This is a genomic window from Streptomyces sp. NPDC045695, assembly GCF_056432025.1.
Genome location: NZ_JBWKJU010000010.1, coordinates 128,280 through 146,312 on the forward strand (window position 1 = coordinate 128,280; position 18,033 = coordinate 146,312).

The following is an 18,033-nucleotide window of genomic DNA, read 5'->3' on the forward strand; positions in this document are numbered from 1 at the left end:
GGCCGCCTACAGCTCGTGGCCCAGGTCCGCGGCCAGCCGCGTCACCAGGTCGTGGGCCGCGTCCGGGATGACCGTTCCGGGCGGGAACACCGCCGTCGCACCCATCTCCAGCAGCGTCGGGACGTCGGCCGGCGGGATCACCCCGCCCACGACGATCATGATGTCCTCGCGGCCCTCCTCCGCCAACTGCTCGCGCAGCGCCGGTACGAGGGTCAGGTGGCCGGCCGCCAGCGACGAGACGCCCACCACGTGGACGTCCGCCTCGACGGCCTGGCGGGCCACCTCCGCGGGGGTCTGGAACAGCGGGCCGACGTCCACGTCGAAGCCCAGGTCGGCGAAGGCCGACGCGATCACCTTCTGGCCGCGGTCGTGCCCGTCCTGGCCCATCTTGCAGACCAGGATGCGCGGACGGCGGCCCTCCGCCTCCTCGAACCGGTCGATGAGGGCGCGCGTGCGCTCCAGGGACGGGGACTCGCCTGCTTCGGTGCGGTACACACCCGAAATCGTACGGATCTGGCTCGCGTGCCGCCCGTACACCTTCTCCAGGGCGTCCGAGATCTCACCCACGGTCGCCTTCGCGCGCGCCGCGTCCACCGCCAGCGCGAGGAGGTTGCCGTCGCCGCGCTCGGCGGCGTTCGTCAGCGCCCGCAGGGTGTCCTGCGTGAGCGCCTCGTCGCGCTCCTCCCGCAGCCGCCGCAGCTTGGCGATCTGCTGGCTGCGCACCGAGGAGTTGTCGACCTTGAGGACCTCGATCGCCTCGTCGTTCTCCACGCGGTACTTGTTCACGCCGATCACCGGCTGCCGGCCCGAGTCGATCCGCGCCTGCGTGCGCGCCGCGGCCTCCTCCACGCGCAGCTTCGGGATGCCCGCGTCGATGGCCTGTGCCATGCCGCCGGCCGCCTCGACCTCCTCGATGTGCTGCCAGGCGCGGCGCGCCAGGTCGTACGTCAGCTTCTCGACGTACGCGCTGCCGCCCCACGGGTCGATCGACCGGCAGGTCCCCGACTCCTGCTGGAGGAGCAGCTGGGTGTTGCGGGCGATGCGCGCCGAGAAGTCCGTCGGCAGCGCGAGCGCCTCGTCGAGGGCGTTGGTGTGCAGCGACTGGGTGTGGCCCTGGGTCGCCGCCATCGCCTCGATGCAGGTACGCGTCACGTTGTTGAAGACGTCCTGCGCGGTCAGCGACCAGCCCGAGGTCTGCGAATGCGTGCGCAGCGAAAGCGACTTGGCGTTCTTCGGATCGAACTGCTTGACCAGGCGCGCCCACAGCAGGCGGGCGGCGCGCAGCTTCGCGACCTCCATGAAGAAGTTCATGCCGATCGCCCAGAAGAACGACAGGCGCGGCGCGAACGCGTCGACGTCCAGGCCGACGGCCTGCCCGGCGCGCAGGTACTCCACGCCGTCGGCGAGGGTGTACGCCAGCTCCAGGTCGGCCGTGGCCCCGGCCTCCTGGATGTGGTAGCCGGAGATGGAGATCGAGTTGTACCGCGGCATCTTCTGCGAGGTGAAGGCGAAGATGTCGGAGATGATCCGCATCGACGGCGCCGGCGGATAGATGTAGGTGTTGCGGACCATGAACTCCTTGAGGATGTCGTTCTGGATGGTCCCGGCGAGCTTGTCGGGGGAGACGCCCTGCTCCTCCGCCGCCACGATGTAGAGCGCGAGGACGGGCAGCACCGCGCCGTTCATCGTCATCGACACCGACATCTTGTCCAGCGGGATCCCGTCGAACAGCTGCCGCATGTCGTAGATCGAGTCGATCGCCACGCCCGCCATGCCGACGTCACCGGTCACGCGCGGGTGGTCGCTGTCGTAGCCGCGGTGCGTGGGCAGGTCGAAGGCCACCGACAGGCCCTTCTGGCCGGAGGCCAGATTGCGCCGGTAGAAGGCGTTCGACTCCTCGGCCGTGGAGAAGCCGGCGTACTGCCGGATCGTCCAGGGCTGGTTCACGTACATCGTCGGGTACGGGCCGCGCAGGTACGGGGCCACGCCCGGGTACGTCCGCAGGAAGTCCAGGCCCTCCAGGTCCCGGCCCGTGTACAGCGGCTTGACGCCGATGCCCTCGGGCGTCTCCCACAGCAGGTCCGCGGCCGCGGTGCCGGTGGACTCCTTCACCGCGGAGCGCCACTGGTCCTCGGAGACTCCGGCGGCGGTGGGACCGAGCGCCAGCTCGGAGAAATCGGGGATGCTCAAGACGGCACTCCCATCCGGTCGAGTACGGAGGACAGCACGGCGACGGCGTCACAGCCGGCGAAGACGTACTCGTCCACGGAAGCCTCAGCGGTGCCCGGCTTGCCGGCGAGGAACACGGTCGTGGCGCCCGCGGCGCGCAGGGCCCCGGCCACCTCCGCGGCCTGCTCCTCGTACAGCGCGTCGCTGGAGCACAGGACGGCCATGCCGTCCGCGCCGCTCGCGGCGTACGCCTCGGCCGCCGTCGCCGGGTCCACGCGGACCGGGTCGTGCACGGGCTCGATCCCGCCCGCCTGGAACAGGTTCGAGGCGAAGGTGGCGCGCGCGGTGTGCGCGGCCGCCGGGCCCAGCGCGGCCAGGAAGATCCGCGGCCGCGCGCCGGTCGCCGCCAGATGCGCGTCGCTCCGGGCGCGCAGCGCCTCGTACGCCTCGTCGCGCCGGACGCGGGGCAGACCACCGGTGGGTCCGGCCGGGGCGGGCTCCCGTACGAGCGGCTTCTGCGACAGCAGCGGGAACTCGCTGACGCCGGTGATCGGCTCGCGGCGCTTGGCCAGCTTCTTGGAGCGCTCGGCCCAGGTCGCGGCGAGACGGTCGGCGACCAGCCCGGAGCGCAGGGCGGCCGCCTGGCCGCCGGCCTTCTCCAGGGTCTGGAAGAACTCCCAGGCGGCGTGAGCCAGTTCGTCCGTGAGGCGCTCGACGTAGTACGAGCCGCCGGCCGGGTCGATCACCCGGGCCAGGTGCGACTCCTCCAGCAGGATGGTGGAGGTGTTGCGGGCGATCCGCCGGGCGAAGGCGTCCGGCAGGCCCAGCTCGTGGTCGAAGGGGAGCACGGTGACCGAGTCCGCGCCGCCCACGCCCGCGGCCATGCAGGCCACGGTGGTGCGCAGCATGTTCACCCAGGGGTCACGGCGGGTCATCATCACCGGCGAGGTCACCGCGTGCTGGAGCTGGGCGCCCGCCTCCGGGGCCCCCGAGGCCTCGGCGATACGGGACCACAGCCGGCGCGCGGCGCGCAGCTTGGCGATGGTGAGGAACTGGTCCGCGGTGGCGGCGTAGCGGAACTCCAGCTGGCCGAGCGCCGCTTCGACGCTCAGACCGCCCTCGGTGAGGGCGCGCAGGTAGGCGACACCGGTGGCCAGGGACAGGCCCAGCTCCTCGGCGGCGCTGCCGCCGGCCTCGTGGTAGGGCAGGGCGTCCACGGTCAGGGCGCGCACGCCGGGCCAGTGGGCGACCGCGCCCCTGGCCAGTTCCACCGCGTCGGCGAGGCCGAGGGCCTCACCCGTACGGGCCTCGTGGCCCAGCGGGTCGGCGCCCAGCGAGGCCCGTGCGGCCTCGGGGGCCACCGCGCTCTCGGTGAAGAGGCGCAGCAACGCACGGGCGGCGTCGGCGTATTGGGCTCCGGCGTCCAGGACGATCGGGGCGAGGTCCAGGTACACCCCGTCCAGGGTCCGGGCCAGAGCCTCGACCGGGAGGCCGCCGTGGCCCACGGTCAGCCAGAGGGAGGTGACCCCGTTCTCCAGGTCGGCGAGGGCCGCCTCGTTCAGGCGCTGGGGATCGGTGCCCGCGAGGCGCTGGCGCACGTCCCAGCCGTTCGCGGTGGTGCCCTCCGGCCTGCCTCCGCGTACGAACGGGGCGAAACCGGGGAAACCGGTGTCGGGAGCCGACCCGTCGGGCGGCGCGGTGTAGAGCGGGCGCGTGGTGAGCCCGTCTTCGAGTGGGGTGGACAACGCGTCTTCTGCGGCCTCGCCGGAGGCTTCCTTGCCCGACTTGCGCAGTACGCCTTCTACAAGGCGCTGCCACTGCTCATGCGTCGCGTCAGGGAACTCGGCGGCCAGGGAGAGCCCGTCGTCAGGCAGGACCGTCATGGCTCGAATGTAGGGGAGGGCGCTCAGGTGGCACCATACCGTCGGGTGTGATCTCGCACTCTCACAGCGGCCGGGCGGCTCCCGCCCACCCGGCTGAGCAGCACCGTTGCCGCCGCCCCCGGGCATGCGGCCGCCCGGGCGGGGGATCACGATCCGCTACCGGGGCGACGCAGGTGCGAGCGGGCCGCATCGCGGCGTCCCGCGTCTCCTGCGGAGGACTCCTCCCGCCGACGCCCGCCGGGACGGGCGCGGCCACGACCATCCGATTGCAGACATCCGACAGAAGGCCCGCCACCGCCCCGGCGGCCGGGACGCCCAGGTCCCGCCGCGGCGAACGTGTGGCGGCCGCGTTGCGGGGCCATGAAATCCAGCCACGGTTTTCGGCCGCCGCAGCGGGGTGCGGCGCCGGTCGGCGCACGCGGGAAAACGCAGGTCAGCGACCTGCCCCGGGGGCCCGGAAACACCGGCGGCAGAGGCGCTCGACCGCCGTGGACGGGGGTTGACCGGGGCCCCGGGCGCTGCGACGCTCCGGGACATGTCCGCGAACGAACTCCTCGTCCCGCGGCTCCACACCCCCGGCCCGTGTACCGCGCCGGGCGAGTGTCCGGGCCGCTGTCCGGCCCACCGCCGGGCCTGAGCCCCGCCGCCCTTCGGCCCTTCGGCCCCCTCGGCTGGCTGCTCTCCCCGCACCCTTCCCTCCCCGCGTCGCCTCGCGCGTAGGGCACCCCCACGCCCCACGCCCCGGCGCGCTCCCGCGCGCCGTACGCCCTACGGACGTGCCGCCGTACGCCACCACGCCCGCGCCGCAGCAGGCGCGGCCCCCTGCCCTGCGCCGCGCCCTCGCCCCGCCCTGCCCGCCCCCGCCCCGCCCGCAGTCCACCCGGCCAAGGAGCCACCATGACCACTGCCACCCGCACCGCCACCACCGTGACCAGGATCGGCGGCCGCCTCGGCGCCGAGATCGGCGGCGTACGCCTCGGCGGCGACCTGCCCGACGCCACCGTCGCCGAGATCCGCGCCGCGCTCCTCGCCCACAAGGTCGTCTTCTTCCGCGGCCAGGACCACCTCGACGAGGCCGGCCACGAAGCCTTCGCGCAGCGGCTCGGCACGCCGGTCGCGCATCCCACGGTCCCCTCCGCGGACGGCCGGTACGCCCTCGGCATCGACTCCGACCACGGCGCACGTGCCAACCAGTGGCACACCGACGTCACCTTCGTCCCCGCCTACCCCGCCTTCTCCGTCCTCCGGGCCGTGACCGTCCCCCCGTACGGCGGTAACACCCTCTGGGCCAACACGGCCACCGCCTACAGCCACCTCCCCGAGCCGCTGCGCGCCCTCGCCGACAGCCTGCGCGCCGTCCACTCCAACGCGTACGACTACGCCGCCCTCAAGCCCGACGCCCTTCCCGAGGCCCTGGCCCAGTACCGGGAGGTGTTCACCTCCACCACCTTCCTCACCGAGCACCCCGTGGTCCGCGTCCACCCCGAGACCGGCGAGCGCACCCTGCTGCTCGGCAACTTCGTCCAGCGCATCAAGGGCCTCACCGGCCGCGACTCCCGCACCCTCCAGGACCTCCTCCAGGCGCACATCGAGAGCCCCGAGAACACCGTCCGCTGGCAATGGCGGGCCGGCGACGTCGCGATCTGGGACAACCGCGCCACCCAGCACTACGGCGTGGACGACTCCGACGACCACGAGCGCACCCTGCGCCGCGTCACCGTCGACGGGGACGTCCCGGTCGGCCCCGACGGCGAGCCCTCCCGCCTGATCAGCCCGGAAGCCGTCCCGGCCCCCGCCTTCGGCATCCCCTCCGGCGCCTCCGCCACGACCTCCGCCTGACCGCCCCGCCCGCAGCCCACCCCACCCAGGAGTCCCCGTGCCCAAGCTGCTCGCCATCACCGGCAGCCCCTCCGCCCACTCCCGTACCGCCGTCGTCGCCGACCACGTGCTGCGCCACCTGACCCACTCCCACGCCGGCTTCGAGACCGCGCACCTCGCCGTCCGCGAGCTGCCCGCCGCCGACCTGCTCGCCGCCCGCCGCGGCGAGCCCGAGATCCGCCGGGCGCTCGAAGCCGTCGCCGCCGCTGACGGCCTGGTCATCGCCACCCCGGTTTACAAGGCCTCGTACACCGGCCTGCTCAAGGCCTTCCTGGACCTGCTCCCGCAGGACGGCCTCGCCGGCAAGACGATCCTGCCCCTGGCCACCGGCGGCAGCCTCGCCCACGTCCTCACCATCGACTACGCGCTGCGTCCGGTGCTCGCCGCCCTCGGCGCCCGGCACGTCACCGCCGGCCGGTTCGTCCTGGACTCCTCCGTCGAGCGCGGCTCCGGCGCCGACCGGCTGCGCTTCGAGGCCGAGTTCGACCTCTTCCAGGCCGTCGACGAGTTCGCCGACGCCCTGCGCGTCGCGGACCCCGCCGCGCTCACCGTCACCCCGTAACAGCACCGGCAACGCCTCGCACCCCGACAAGGAACCGTCATGCCCGCAGCCCTCACCTCCACCCCCACCTCCCGACGCCAGTTCCTCGCCCTGCTCGGCATCTCGGCGGCGGCGGTGAGCTGCGGCACGGCCACCGCCACCGGGGGCGGCTCCGGCCGCCAGGTCAAGACCCTGAAGTACCAGGGCTCGGCCGGCGCCGTCACCCTTCCCGAACTCGCCGTCGACCTGGGCTACTTCGAGGACGTGGCACTCGAATGGGTCGGCAACACCATCAGCGGCCCCCAGGACATCCAGTCCGCCGCCACCGGCCAGACCCACTTCGGCAGCGCCTTCAACGGGGCGGTCATCAAGCTCGCCGCCGGCAAGGCGCCCATCAAGGCGGTCATCTCCTCCTACGGCTCGGACCAGTACTCCTATGCGGGCTACTTCGTCCTGGAGGACAGCCCGATCCGCTCCGCCCGGGACCTGATCGGCAAAAAAGTCGGCATGAACACCCTGGGCGCCCACTACCAGGCGCTGCTCGACACCTACCTCGCCCGGAGCGGCCTCTCCAAGACGGACGCGGCCAAGGTCGAAGCACTGGTCATACCGCCCGTCAACACCGAACAGGCGCTGCGCGCGAAGCAGGTCGAGGTCGGGGTGCTCACCGGCATCCTGCGCGACAAGGCCCTCGCCTCCGGCGGCATCCGCCCGCTGTTCACCGACGTGGAGCTGCTCGGCCCGTTCAGCGCCGGCACCTACATCATGACCGAGCGCTTCATCAAGCAGAACCCGGACACCGTACGGACCTTCGTGACCGGCGTGGCCAAGGCCATCGAATGGTCCCGCACCACCCCGCGCGAGGAGGCCGTCGCCCGGATGACCGAGATCGTCAAGAAGCGCGGCCGGGGCGAGGACACCACCGCCCTGCAGTACTGGCGCTCCTTCGGGATCGCCGAGACGGGCGGCCGGATACCCGACCAGGAGTTCCAGCTCTGGCTCGACTGGCTCGGCGAGCGCGGCGAGATCAGGTGGGGGCAGTTCAAGCCTTCCGACCTCTACACCAACGAGTTCAACGCCTACGGAAAGGGGTGACGGCCGCCATGACGAAGATCGTGTTCGACGGAGTGACCAAGACCTTCGGGGAGTTCACCGCCCTCGACGGCATCGACCTGGAGATCCGCAGCGGGGAGTTCCTCGTGGTCGTCGGCCCCAGCGGCTGCGGCAAGTCCACGCTCCTCGACCTCCTCGGCGGACTCTCGGCCCCGACCGCCGGGCGGATCCTGCTCGACGGCGAGCAGGTCACCGGGCCGGGCCTGGACCGGGGCATCGTCTTCCAGCAGTACGCACTGCTGCCGTGGCGCACCGCCCAGGGGAACGTCGAGTTCGGCCTGGAGGCCACGGGCGTGCCGCGCCGGCAGCGCGCGGCCCGGGCGAAGGAGTTCCTGGACCTGGTCGGACTGACCGGCTTCGAGGACCGCCATCCCCACCAGCTGTCCGGCGGCATGCGCCAGCGCGTCGCCATCGCCCGCTCCCTGGCGTACGACCCGGACGTGCTGCTCATGGACGAGCCGTTCGCCGCGCTCGACGCGCAGACCCGCGAGTCCCTCCAGGACGAACTGCGCCGCATCTGGCAGCGCACGGGCAAGACCGTCGTCTTCATCACGCACGGCATCGAGGAGGCGGTCTACCTGGGGCAGCGGGTGGCCGTCATGACGTCCCGGCCCGGGCGGATCAAGGACGTCGTCCCGGTCTCCTTCGGCGACCGCGACGGACTGCTGGGGGAGGCCCTGCGGTCCAGCCCGGAGTTCGCCCGGTACCGGCACGACATCTGGAACCTCCTCCACGACGAGGTGGCCCGTGCCCAGCAACTGGAGAAGGAGGCGGCTTCCGTATGACCACCGACACCACCGCCCTGGCAGCCGCGGCCCTCACGGCCCCGCCCCGCTCCCACCGCACCGCGACCCCGACCGCCGCCCGGGCCGCCGTACGCGCCCTCAAGGCCGTCGCCGTCCGGAGCGCCGCGATCCTCGCGCTCGTCGCCCTCTGGGAGTTCGCCCCCCGCGCCGGCCTGGTCGACGCCACCTTCCTGCCCCCCATCAGCGAGGTGGCCGTCGCCTGGTGGGACCTGGCCAGCGGGGGCCAGCTCGCCGACCACACCCGAGCCAGCCTGATCCGCTCCTTCGGCGGCTTCGGCATCGCCGTGGCCGTAGCCGTCCCACTCGGCCTGCTCATCGGCTGGTACCGGCCCCTCGCCGACTTCCTCGGCCCGCTCCTGGAGGTCTTCCGCAACACCGCCGCCCTCGCGCTGCTGCCCGTCTTCGTCCTCCTCCTCGGCATCGGCGAGACCTCGAAGGTGTCGATCGTCGTCTACGCCTGCCTCTGGCCCGTCCTGCTCAACACCATCAGCGCCGTCCGCAACGCCGACCCCACCCTGATCCGGCTCGCCCGGTCGATGGACCTCTCCACGCCCCGCCTGTTCCAGAAGGTGATCCTCCCGGCCTCCGTACCGGCGATCTTCACCGGCATCCGGCTCGCGGGCGCCGTCTCCATCCTCGTCCTGGTGGCTGCCGAGATGATCGGCGCCAAGGCGGGTCTGGGCTACCTGATCAACGCCTCGCAGTTCAACTTCGCGATCCCGCAGATGTACGCGGGCATCATCACGATCTCCGCGATCGGCGTCGCCTTCAACCAACTCCTCGTCACCCTGGAAGCCCGCCTGAGCACCTGGCGCATCCCCACCTGAAACACGTCCGGTTGTGTGCCGAGACGCCTCGACAGCCGCCGGTTGCGACGAGGTCGGGCGTGTGGCGGTTGCGCCCCCTCAGGACCCCGAACACAGGCCGCACGTGCCGGTTGTGACGGGGTCGGGTGTGTGGCGGGGTGTCCCCGCAGGGCGTCGAACGCACCGCCGCCGCACCCCCCGGCCCCCCGAACCGTTCGGCGCCCGAGGAGACACCCCGGCGCGCGCCCGGCCCCGGCGCAACCGGCCCCGCAGCCCGGCTCCGGCGCGACGGGCCCCGCAGCCCGGCTCCGGCGCAGCCGACCCCGCCCCCCGAAGCAACCGGCGGAGCCCTCCGCCCACAACCACCCGCCCCCGCCCACCCACCGGCCCCAAGGAGCAGACATGACCACCCCCCAGACCCCCCGCACCCTCCACCTCAACGCCTTCCTCATGAACGCCGGCCACCACGACGCCGCCTGGCGCCACCCCGCCAGCCAGCCCGAGCGGATCACCGACGTCCGGTACTTCCAGGAACTCGCCCTGACCGCCGAACGCGGCAAACTCGACTCCATCTTCTTCGCCGACGGAGTCGCCCTCTGGGGCAAGGCCCGCTACAACGCCCTCGGCGGCTTCGAGCCCCTCACCCTGCTCTCGGCCATCGCCGCCGTCACCTCGCGCATCGGCCTCATCGCCACCGTCTCCACCACCTTCAACGAGCCGTACAACCTGGCCCGGAAGTTCGCCTCCCTCGACCACATCAGCAGTGGCCGCGCCGGCTGGAACATCGTCACCTCCGGCAGCCTCGACGAGGCCCGCAACTTCAACCGCGAGGAGCACCTGGCCCACGGCCTCCGCTACGACCGCGCCCGCGAGTTCCTCGACGTCGCCACCAAGCTCTGGGACAGCTGGGAGGACGACGCGATCGTCCTCGACAAGGAGCGCGGCATCTACGCCGACACCGACAAACTGCACCCCGCCGCCCACCGCGGCGAGCACTTCGGCGTGGCCGGCCCGCTCAACGTCCCGCGCGCCCCCCAGGGCCACCCGCTGCTCGTGCAGGCCGGTTCCTCCGAGGACGGCAAGGAGTTCGCCGCCCAGTACGCCGAGGCCGTCTTCACCGCCCAGCAGACCCTGTCCGACGGCCAGACCTTCTACAAGGACCTCAAGTCCCGCCTCGCCCGCTACGGCCGCGCCGAGGGCGACCTCCTCGTCCTGCCCGGCATCGCACCCGTCATCGGTTCCACCGAGGCCGAGGCGCGGGCCCTGGAGCAGGAGCTCACCGACCTCCAGGTGCCGGAGTACGGTCTCGCCCAGCTCTCCGGCATGCTCAACGTGGACCTCAGCGGCCTGCCCCTGGACGGCCCGCTCCCCGAACTGCCCGAAGAGCGGGACATCAACGGCAACAAGAGCCGCTTCACCCTGGTCGCCGAACTCGCCCGCCGCGACGGCCTCACCCTGCGCGAGCTGATCGCCCGCCTCGGCGCCGGCCGCGGCCACCGCACCTTCGCGGGCACCCCCGAGCAGATCGCCGACCAGCTCCAGGAGTGGTTCGAGAACGGCGCCGCCGACGGTTTCAACATCATGGCGCCGGTCCTGCCCACCGGCCTGACCGACTTCGTCGACCACGTCGTGCCGATCCTCCAGCGCCGCGGCCTCTTCCGCACCGAGTACACCGGCCGCACCCTGCGGGAGCACTACGGCCTGCCGCGCCCGGCCGGCCGCTACACGCGGGGAGCCGTATGACGTCCGGGTCCTCAGACCGTCAGGACGATCTTGCCGCGGGTGCGGCCCGCGGCGCTCAGCTCCCAGGCCCTGGCCGCCTCGGCGAGGGGCAGCGCGTGTTCCACGTTGACCGTGAGCCGGCCGGCGTCGGCCAGCTCCGCCAGGAAGGTCAGGTCGGCGGTGTCCGGACGTACCCACAGCTGGTGGGCGCCCTTGGAGGCCGCCTCGTAGTCGGCGATGGAGACGACCCGGTCGCGCTCCTTGACCAGTGACTGGAGGATCTCGACGGCGCCGTCCCCGTAGAAGTCGAGCCCCGCGTCGACGCCCTCGGGCGCCAGTTCGCGGATGCGGTCCGCCAGCCCCTCCCCGTACAGGACGGGTTCGGCGCCGAGCGAGCGCAGGTAGTCGTGGTTGTGCGCGCCCGCCGTGCCGATGACGCGCAGGCCGAGCGCGACCGCGATCTGCACGCCGAAGGAGCCGGTGCCGCCCGCCGCGGAGTGGATGACGACCGTCTCGCCCGCCTTGAGGTTCACGCGGGTGAGCGACTGGTACGCGGTCAGGCCCGCGAGCGGGATACCGGCGGCCTGCTCGAAGCTCAGCTCGCGGGGCTTGTGCGCGAGGGTGCGGACCGGGGCGCTGACCAGTTCGGCGTAGGTGCCGAGCTCCACCCACTCCTTGCGGACGTAGCCGTACACCTCGTCGCCGACGGCGAAGTCGAAGGTGTCCGGGCCGACCGCCTCGACGACGCCGGCGACGTCCCAGCCCGGTATGACGGGGTAGCGGACTTCGAGGATCGGGTCGAGCCACCCGGCGGCGAGCTTCCAGTCCACCGGGTTGACGCCGGCTGCCCTGACCCGGACGAGGACCTCACCCGGTCCCACCTTGGGCTGCGGTACGTCAACGAGCGTGAGCGTCTGGGGAGTTCCGTATGCGCTGTATGTAATGGCCTTCATGATCGCCCCAACACGGGCCGGACGGACCCTATTCCGCCCGCACCCGGCCCGCGCACCGGCTCCACCCTCTGCGGCCACGCTCAGGCCGGCAGCGTGTTGCGGTGCGAGCGCCGCCGGGCCGCGCTGAAGAGCGCCTGGATCTGCGCGCCCGACTGGTCGACGTCGTCGAGGGTCGAGGGGAAGGGCAGTCGTACGTCGCGGTGGCCGCGCCGTTCCTCCAGGCGCAGGGTGATCCCGTACCGGTCCATGGCCACCGGCAGCGCGCGCACGACGGAGGCGGTGGGCAGCGGCTGGATCAGGCGCAACAGCAGTGTGACAAGGTCGGGGTGGTCGTCGAGGAGGTGCGTGAGCATGCCCGCCTCGTACGGGGCGAGCGGGTCCGGGAGGGCCGCGTCCAGCTCTTCGAGGCCGACGTGCGCGAGGCCGTCCGGGGTCTTTAGGACGGCCCGGTCGAATTCCACGCATGTGGATCCGGCGGAGTCGGCCGCCTCGGCGTACGGGGTGAGCAGGCGGCCCAGCAGGGTGACGCGGGCGCGCACCCGGTCCCGTACCGGGGTGGGCGCCACGTCGGTGAACTCCAGCCGGATCGCGGGCAGGCGGTCGTCCGCGCCGCCGGGCTCGGCGGGGTGCAGGTGCAGGCGGCCCATCGGGTCCGTGCCGTCGAGGTGGCGGACCTCCGTGCGGAGTCCGTCGACGACCACGGTCATGGAGTGGGCGGCGGTCAGGACCGATCGGATCCGCTCGGCGTCGGTGGGCCGTGCGGCCGCGGTGGCAGGAGCACCGGACATGCGCATGAGGATCTCTCCCTCGTCCGAATAACTTAGGCATGCCTAACCTAACTCATCTCGCTCTCCGCGAGTACCCGGCGTGTTCGTGTCGTTGTTGGGCTGAACGGGTGAAACGCGAGAGGATGGGGGGATGCACATGAAGCGCACGGCCGAGGCGGCCCGGTGAGCAGGTACGACGTCACGGACGAACAGTGGGAGGGGCTCGCGCAGGTGGTCCCCCTGCGCAGTCGCAACGAGTGGCCCTCCCGGGTGGACCACCGCACGATTCCCACGGCGCCCGGAGCGTCGACGGCGGAGCAGCGGCGCTTCGTGGTGATCAGGGTTCAGATCTTCGCGGACGCGCGGGAGGTGGCGGAGTACCTGATCGCCCAGATCCCGGTGCTGCTCGACCTCACCGGCGCGGACAGCGAAGTGGCGAAGCGGATCCTGGACTTCAGCAGCGGCGTGGTCTTCGGGCTGGGCAGCGGGATGCACCGGGTGGACCGCAACGTCTTCCTGCTCGCCCCGGTGGGGACCGAGGTCGAGGGAATCGCGGCCGCGGCCGTCCCCCGATCGTAGGAAGGTCCCGGCGCGGGAACGGTTCGCCCGGCCCACGGGGGGCCCGGCGGCCCGTACCGTCCCGCGCATGGACGCCACCCTGGACGAGGCGGCTGTGCGCTCCGCCGCCACCGTCGCCGCCGCGTTAGCCGACACCCCCACCGTCCCGGCGCAGGCCGGGCCCGCCGACGCCCCGGTCGCCCGGTCCGCGCCCGCCGCGGCGCACGCCCGGCCCGCACCCGCCCCGGCCCCCGCCCCGGCGCCGAGCGCCCCGCAGCACCGGCCCGTGCTCACCGAGCTGCGGCTGTCCGCCTTCGGGCCGCACCGGTCGGCGGTCTTCCCGCTCGGTCCCCTCACCCTCTTCGCCGGGCCGAGCGGCAGCGGCAAGTCACAGGCCCTGGCCGCCTACGAGGCGCTGGCCGGGCTGGGTTCCGGCGCCGCGCTGGAGGAGGCTTTCCCCGACCCGCGCTCCCGCATCCCGGACCGGGCGGTCCCCGACGCGCAGCGGCGGCGCGGATTCCGCCTCGGCTGCACGGTCGACGGGCCCGCCGGTCCGGTCCGGCTCGACCTCGCCGTCCAGGCCGAGCCCACGCTGCGGATCGTCGGCGAACGGCTCTCGCAGGACGGGCAGATCCTCCTCGCCACCGCCCTGCGCGACCCCGCCCGGCGCTCGGTGCAGGCCGCCTGGCTGACCGGCGGCGCCGTCGGCGTCACCAGGGCCCCGCTGCCCGACGACCGGCTCGGTACGGCGCTGCTCCCGCTCCGCGTCGCCGGGGCCACGGCCGGGCAGCGCCAGGTGCTGGCCGCCGCCGAGCAGGTGGTGGTGGCCCTGCGCTCGGTGTTCCCCTGCGACCCCCGCCCGGACCGGATGCGCGGGCCGGCCGCGCCGGGGACGGGGCGGCTGCTGGGCGACTGCGCCAACCTGGCCGACGTACTGCGCCGGACCCGCCACGAATGCGGCACCCGCCACATGCTGCTGGCCGAGGCGGCCCGTACCGGCTGCGCGGGGCCCGTCGAGGGGCTGGACGTACGGCAGCCCGCGGGCGGCCCGGTCACGGCGGTACTGGACCGGGGGCCCGCCCGGCCCGCCACCGAACTGGCCCGCCTCGGCGGGGGCGAGCTGCGCTTCCTCGCGCTGGCGCTGGTCCTGCTGACCGGGCCGGGCGTGCTGGCCATGGACCCGGCCGCCGAACTGCCCTCCGCGCAGCAGGCGCTGACGGTCCTGGCCGACGGCTTCGACCGCGGCCTGGACCGGCGCCAGAGCGACGAGCTGCTGCGCCTGGCCCTGCTGTCCTGCGGCCGCGGCCACATCCGGCTGGTGGCGGCGGTGGGGGAGCGGACCGCGGCGGCCGCCCGGCGCCTGCCCGGCGCGGCGGTGGTAGACCTGACCGCATGAACGAGACGCAGGAGCAGCCGCCCGAACGGCGGCCCGAGGAACGGCTGGACCGACTGCAGCGCCGGCTCGCGGACTTCGCGGCGGCGCGCGGCTGGGAGCCGTACCACACGCCCAAGAACCTGGCGGTGGCGCTGAGCGTGGAGGCGTCCGAACTGGTCGAGATCTTCCAATGGCTGACGCCGGAACAGTCGGCGAAGGTCATGGAGAAGCCGGAATCCGCCCATCGCGTGGCCGATGAGGTCGCGGACGTGCTCGCGTACCTGCTGCAGTTCTGTGAGGTCCTCGGGGTGGATGTGCTGGACGCGCTCGCCGCGAAGATCGAGAGGAACGAACTCCGCTTCCCCGTGCCGGGCGGGTCGGCCTCGGATCGTCACTCTTCGGAGTGAGGGGCTCGTCCGTCATCACGATTCTGTCCACATTTTCCGAATACCCCTGGCTTTACTGAGTCATTGCCCTCACTCTGGGTAGTGGTGAGGAGAGCGGGATGTCGTGCGGACGGGGGACGGCAGATGGATGCGGTACGGCTCATCGCGGCCGGCCGGCACGCGCTGGCACAGAGTGGGGCTGCGTGGGACATCGTGGGCGAGGCCTGGCAGGCCCAGGCGCTCGCGCAGGGCATAGGGGGCTATCTGGCGGTCACCGGGCCGCCGGAGCTCAGATCGGAGGCACGGGGACTGGGGGAAGCGGGAGGCAGAGGCTGCGGGGTGCTCGACCGGGCGGCCCTGCGCGGCGAGGGCAGTACGCCCGAATACCCGCCGCGGGCCGCGCAGTTGAGCGAGGTGTCGGACGTCCGGCAGGCGCTGCTCGGACTCCAGGCACTGCTGGGCGAAGTGGGAATAGCCCTGGTCGGGGTGGCCTGCGGGACGGACGACGAGTCCCTCTACTGGCAGTGCATAGAGTCGATCGACGCCGCCGACGAGTCGAGCGACCGGGTCCGGGCGATCCTGCGCCGGATGACGGTCAGCGAGCGGGGATCCGCCTCGGGCGTGGCCTGAGGCGGGGCGCCCCCGGACGGCGCGGGGTTGCGACGGTGCCGGGTTGCGACGGCGCGGGGCGGACGGGCGTGGGACGGGGCGGGTGCGACGGCGCGGTGCTGTGGTCCGGGTCCCGTCGTGCGCGATGGGACCCGCTGGGTCAGGACGGCCGGTAGGACGGGCGCTCGCTCTCCGGGCTGACCGGGGCGCGCTCGGCGGAGGACTGCAGATCGGCGTCGAGCTGCGAGAGGTCGGCGTTCAGCGCCGCCATCAGCTCTTCCATCTGCTGCAGAAGGCCCTTCGGCGCGCCGCCGGCCTGCGCGGGTACCGCGGGCTCCTGGCCCGCGTGGGCGTGTGCTGCCTGTCCGGTCGTCGCGTTCTGTCGCGGGGTCTGCGGCACGGCCTCGTGGGACATGGCGGCCTCCTCGGCCCTGGCCCTTCCGAGGCGGAAGGGGGCGGTGGACGCATCGGCGAGAGGCCGCCGGCACGCGGGCCGGGCGGTCCGGCTCCGCCCGGGCCAACGATCCCCGTCCGGGCTGGTCACTGGCGGGCCCGGCGCCGGACACGTCCGGTTGACGAGGATTCACCCTGCCGGCGCGGGAAGGGCAGGATGGGGGCATGGATCTTCGCATTTTCACCGAGCCCCAGCAGGGCGCGAGCTACGACACCCTCCTGACCGTCGCCAAGGCCACCGAGGACCTCGGCTTCGACGCGTTCTTCCGCTCCGACCACTACCTGCGGATGGGGTCCTCCGACGGCCTGCCCGGACCCACCGACGCCTGGATCACCCTCGCCGGCCTGGCCCGCGAGACCCGGCGGATCCGCCTCGGCACCCTGATGACGGCCGGCACCTTCCGGCTGCCCGGCGTCCTCGCCATCCAGGTGGCCCAGGTCGACCAGATGTCCGGGGGCCGCATCGAACTCGGCCTGGGAGCGGGCTGGTTCGAGGAGGAGCACACGGCGTACGGGATCCCCTTCCCGGCGGACCGGATGGCGCGGCTGGAGGAACAGCTCGCCATCGTCACCGGCCTGTGGGCCACCGCGCCCGGCGCCACCTTCGACTACGAGGGCAGCCACTACCGGGTGGAGAACTCGCCCGCGCTCCCCAAGCCCGCCCAGGCCAAGGTCCCCGTCCTCATCGGAGGCCACGGCGCCCGGCGCACCCCGCGGCTCGCCGCCCGGTACGCCGACGAGTTCAACATGCCGTTCGCCTCGATCGCCGACAGCGAGCGCCAGTTCGGCCGGGTCCGGCAGGCGGCCGAGGAAGCCGGCCGCAAGCCCGACGACCTCGTCTACTCCAACGCCCTCGTGGTGTGCGTGGGCAAGGACGACGCCGAGGTGGCCCGGCGGGCCGCCGCCATCGGCCGGGACGTGGACGAGCTCAAGGCCAACGGCCTGGCCGGTTCCCCGGCCGAGGTCGTCGAGAAGATCGGCGCCTACGCCGCCACCGGCTCCTCCCGCGTCTACCTCCAGCTCCTCGACCTCGACGACCTGGACCACCTGGAGCTGATCTCCGCCCAGGTGCTCTCCCAGCTCGGCTGACGAAGGAGGGACCCCCGATGCCGCGTGCGTCCGGCCCGCTGGCCGAAGCCCTGGCCCGCCGGGCCGTACTCCTGGACGGCGGGCTGAGCAACCAGCTCGCCGCCCAGGGCTGCGACCTGTCCGGCGCCCTGTGGACGGGCCGGGTGCTCGACGAGCGCCCGGACCAGGTGCAGGCCGCCCACACGGCGTACGCCCGGGCCGGCGCCGAGGTACTGATCACCGCGAGCTACCAGGTGGGCCGCGGCCACCCCCGGGCCACCGCCCTGCTGCACCGCAGCGTCGCCCTGGCCGCCCGCGCCGCCGAGACCGCCGACCACGAGGTGTGGGTGGCCGCCTCCGTGGGCCCGTACGGGGCGGTGCTCGCGGACGGCTCGGAGTACCGCGGCCGGTACGGCCTGAGCGTCCGCGAGCTCGCCGCCTTCCACCGCCCCCGCGTCGAGGCCCTGCTCGCCGCGGGCCCCGACGTCCTGGCCGTGGAGACCGTCCCCGATCCGGACGAGGCCGAGGCCCTGCTCACCGTCCTCGCGGACACCGGCGCCCGGGCCTGGCTGAGCTACACCGTCGCCGACGGCCGCACCCGCTCCGGCGCGCCCCTGCCCGAGGCCTTCGCCCTCGTCGCCCGGGCCCCGGAGATCATCGCGGTCGGCGTCAACTGCTGCGATCCCGCGGAGGTCCTGCCCGCCCTCGAAGCGGCCGCCGCCGTCACCCGCAAACCGCTCGTCGCCTACCCCAACGACGGCTCCGTCTGGGACGCCGCCACCGGCACCTGGCACACCCCCGCGGCTCCCGCCCCCTGGCCCACCGCCGCCTGGCACCGCGCCGGCGCCCGCCTCATCGGCGGCTGCTGCCGCATCGGCCCGGACCACATCGCGCAGCTCGCGGCCCGGCCGCCCGGCGATCGGGCCGCCGGAAAATAGGGCGCATA

17 protein-coding genes are annotated in these 18,033 nt (G+C 73.4%); 12 read left to right on the forward strand and 5 right to left on the reverse strand.

Annotated features, from left to right (window positions below):
* Positions 1-6: 6 nt before the first annotated feature.
* Positions 7-2,190, reverse strand: a complete 2,184-nt coding sequence (gene scpA, locus AC07DU_RS19300) for a methylmalonyl-CoA mutase (RefSeq protein WP_468807109.1) — start codon at positions 2,188-2,190, stop codon at positions 7-9.
* Positions 2,187-4,052: a methylmalonyl-CoA mutase family protein gene (locus tag AC07DU_RS19305; RefSeq protein ID WP_479112539.1), complete on the reverse strand. Its 1,866-nt coding sequence runs from the start codon at positions 4,050-4,052 to the stop codon at positions 2,187-2,189. The genes scpA and AC07DU_RS19305 overlap by 4 nt, the downstream gene beginning before the upstream one ends.
* 897 nt (positions 4,053-4,949) lie before the next feature.
* Between AC07DU_RS19305 and AC07DU_RS19310 the strand changes: the two genes are divergently transcribed.
* From AC07DU_RS19310 to AC07DU_RS19335, 6 genes are all read left to right on the forward strand, one after another.
* On the forward strand, positions 4,950-5,891 hold the full coding sequence (locus AC07DU_RS19310) for a TauD/TfdA dioxygenase family protein (RefSeq protein WP_360897742.1): 942 nt from the start codon (positions 4,950-4,952) through the stop codon (positions 5,889-5,891).
* Positions 5,892-5,928: 37 nt separating this feature from the next.
* Positions 5,929-6,492 (forward strand): NADPH-dependent FMN reductase, encoded by a 564-nt coding sequence (gene ssuE / locus AC07DU_RS19315; protein ID WP_479112541.1) that lies wholly within the window; start codon positions 5,929-5,931, stop codon positions 6,490-6,492.
* Between the two features lie 39 nt (positions 6,493-6,531).
* Positions 6,532-7,566, forward strand: coding sequence for an ABC transporter substrate-binding protein (locus tag AC07DU_RS19320; RefSeq protein WP_479112543.1), 1,035 nt, complete (start codon positions 6,532-6,534; stop codon positions 7,564-7,566).
* 8 nt (positions 7,567-7,574) lie between these two features.
* Positions 7,575-8,369, forward strand: coding sequence for an ABC transporter ATP-binding protein (locus tag AC07DU_RS19325; RefSeq protein WP_479112545.1), 795 nt, complete (start codon positions 7,575-7,577; stop codon positions 8,367-8,369).
* Complete coding sequence (locus AC07DU_RS19330) at positions 8,366-9,217, forward strand: ABC transporter permease (RefSeq protein WP_360897734.1); 852 nt, start codon at positions 8,366-8,368, stop codon at positions 9,215-9,217. The genes AC07DU_RS19325 and AC07DU_RS19330 overlap by 4 nt, the downstream gene beginning before the upstream one ends.
* Positions 9,218-9,598: 381 nt before the next feature.
* Positions 9,599-10,939: an LLM class flavin-dependent oxidoreductase gene (locus AC07DU_RS19335; RefSeq protein ID WP_479032203.1), complete on the forward strand. Its 1,341-nt coding sequence runs from the start codon at positions 9,599-9,601 to the stop codon at positions 10,937-10,939.
* 11 nt (positions 10,940-10,950) lie between these two features.
* Here the strand turns inward: AC07DU_RS19335 and AC07DU_RS19340 are convergent, their stop codons facing one another.
* Positions 10,951-11,871, reverse strand: a complete 921-nt coding sequence (locus AC07DU_RS19340) for an NADP-dependent oxidoreductase (RefSeq protein WP_453370373.1) — start codon at positions 11,869-11,871, stop codon at positions 10,951-10,953.
* A gap of 80 nt (positions 11,872-11,951) precedes the next feature.
* Positions 11,952-12,659, reverse strand: coding sequence for a DUF2470 domain-containing protein (locus AC07DU_RS19345; RefSeq protein ID WP_479112548.1), 708 nt, complete (start codon positions 12,657-12,659; stop codon positions 11,952-11,954).
* A gap of 162 nt (positions 12,660-12,821) precedes the next feature.
* Between AC07DU_RS19345 and AC07DU_RS19350 the strand changes: the two genes are divergently transcribed.
* The 4 genes from AC07DU_RS19350 to AC07DU_RS19365 all read left to right on the forward strand — a co-directional run bounded on the left by AC07DU_RS19350 (position 12,822) and on the right by AC07DU_RS19365 (position 15,587).
* Positions 12,822-13,217: a cell division protein SepF gene (locus tag AC07DU_RS19350; RefSeq protein ID WP_150259984.1), complete on the forward strand. Its 396-nt coding sequence runs from the start codon at positions 12,822-12,824 to the stop codon at positions 13,215-13,217.
* Positions 13,218-13,284: 67 nt separating this feature from the next.
* Positions 13,285-14,592: an AAA family ATPase gene (locus AC07DU_RS19355; protein ID WP_479112550.1), complete on the forward strand. Its 1,308-nt coding sequence runs from the start codon at positions 13,285-13,287 to the stop codon at positions 14,590-14,592.
* The gene (locus AC07DU_RS19360; RefSeq protein ID WP_453370376.1) at positions 14,589-14,978 is read left to right on the forward strand and encodes a nucleotide pyrophosphohydrolase; all 390 of its coding nucleotides are present in this window, start codon (positions 14,589-14,591) and stop codon (positions 14,976-14,978) included. Before AC07DU_RS19355 ends, AC07DU_RS19360 begins: the two co-directional genes overlap by 4 nt.
* 123 nt (positions 14,979-15,101) lie before the next feature.
* On the forward strand, positions 15,102-15,587 hold the full coding sequence (locus tag AC07DU_RS19365; protein ID WP_360897722.1) for a DUF6099 family protein: 486 nt from the start codon (positions 15,102-15,104) through the stop codon (positions 15,585-15,587).
* 139 nt (positions 15,588-15,726) lie between these two features.
* Here the strand turns inward: AC07DU_RS19365 and AC07DU_RS19370 are convergent, their stop codons facing one another.
* The gene (locus tag AC07DU_RS19370) at positions 15,727-15,981 is read right to left on the reverse strand and encodes a hypothetical protein (RefSeq protein ID WP_360897786.1); all 255 of its coding nucleotides are present in this window, start codon (positions 15,979-15,981) and stop codon (positions 15,727-15,729) included.
* Positions 15,982-16,184: 203 nt separating this feature from the next.
* On the opposite strand from AC07DU_RS19370, the gene AC07DU_RS19375 reads away from it, so the two are divergent.
* A complete protein-coding gene (locus AC07DU_RS19375) occupies positions 16,185-17,108 on the forward strand; it encodes an LLM class F420-dependent oxidoreductase (RefSeq protein WP_361940139.1) in 924 nt (307 codons plus the stop codon).
* A 17-nt stretch (positions 17,109-17,125) separates the two neighbouring features.
* Complete coding sequence (mmuM, locus tag AC07DU_RS19380) at positions 17,126-18,025, forward strand: homocysteine S-methyltransferase (protein ID WP_479112553.1); 900 nt, start codon at positions 17,126-17,128, stop codon at positions 18,023-18,025.
* The last annotated feature ends 8 nt before the right edge of the window (positions 18,026-18,033 follow it).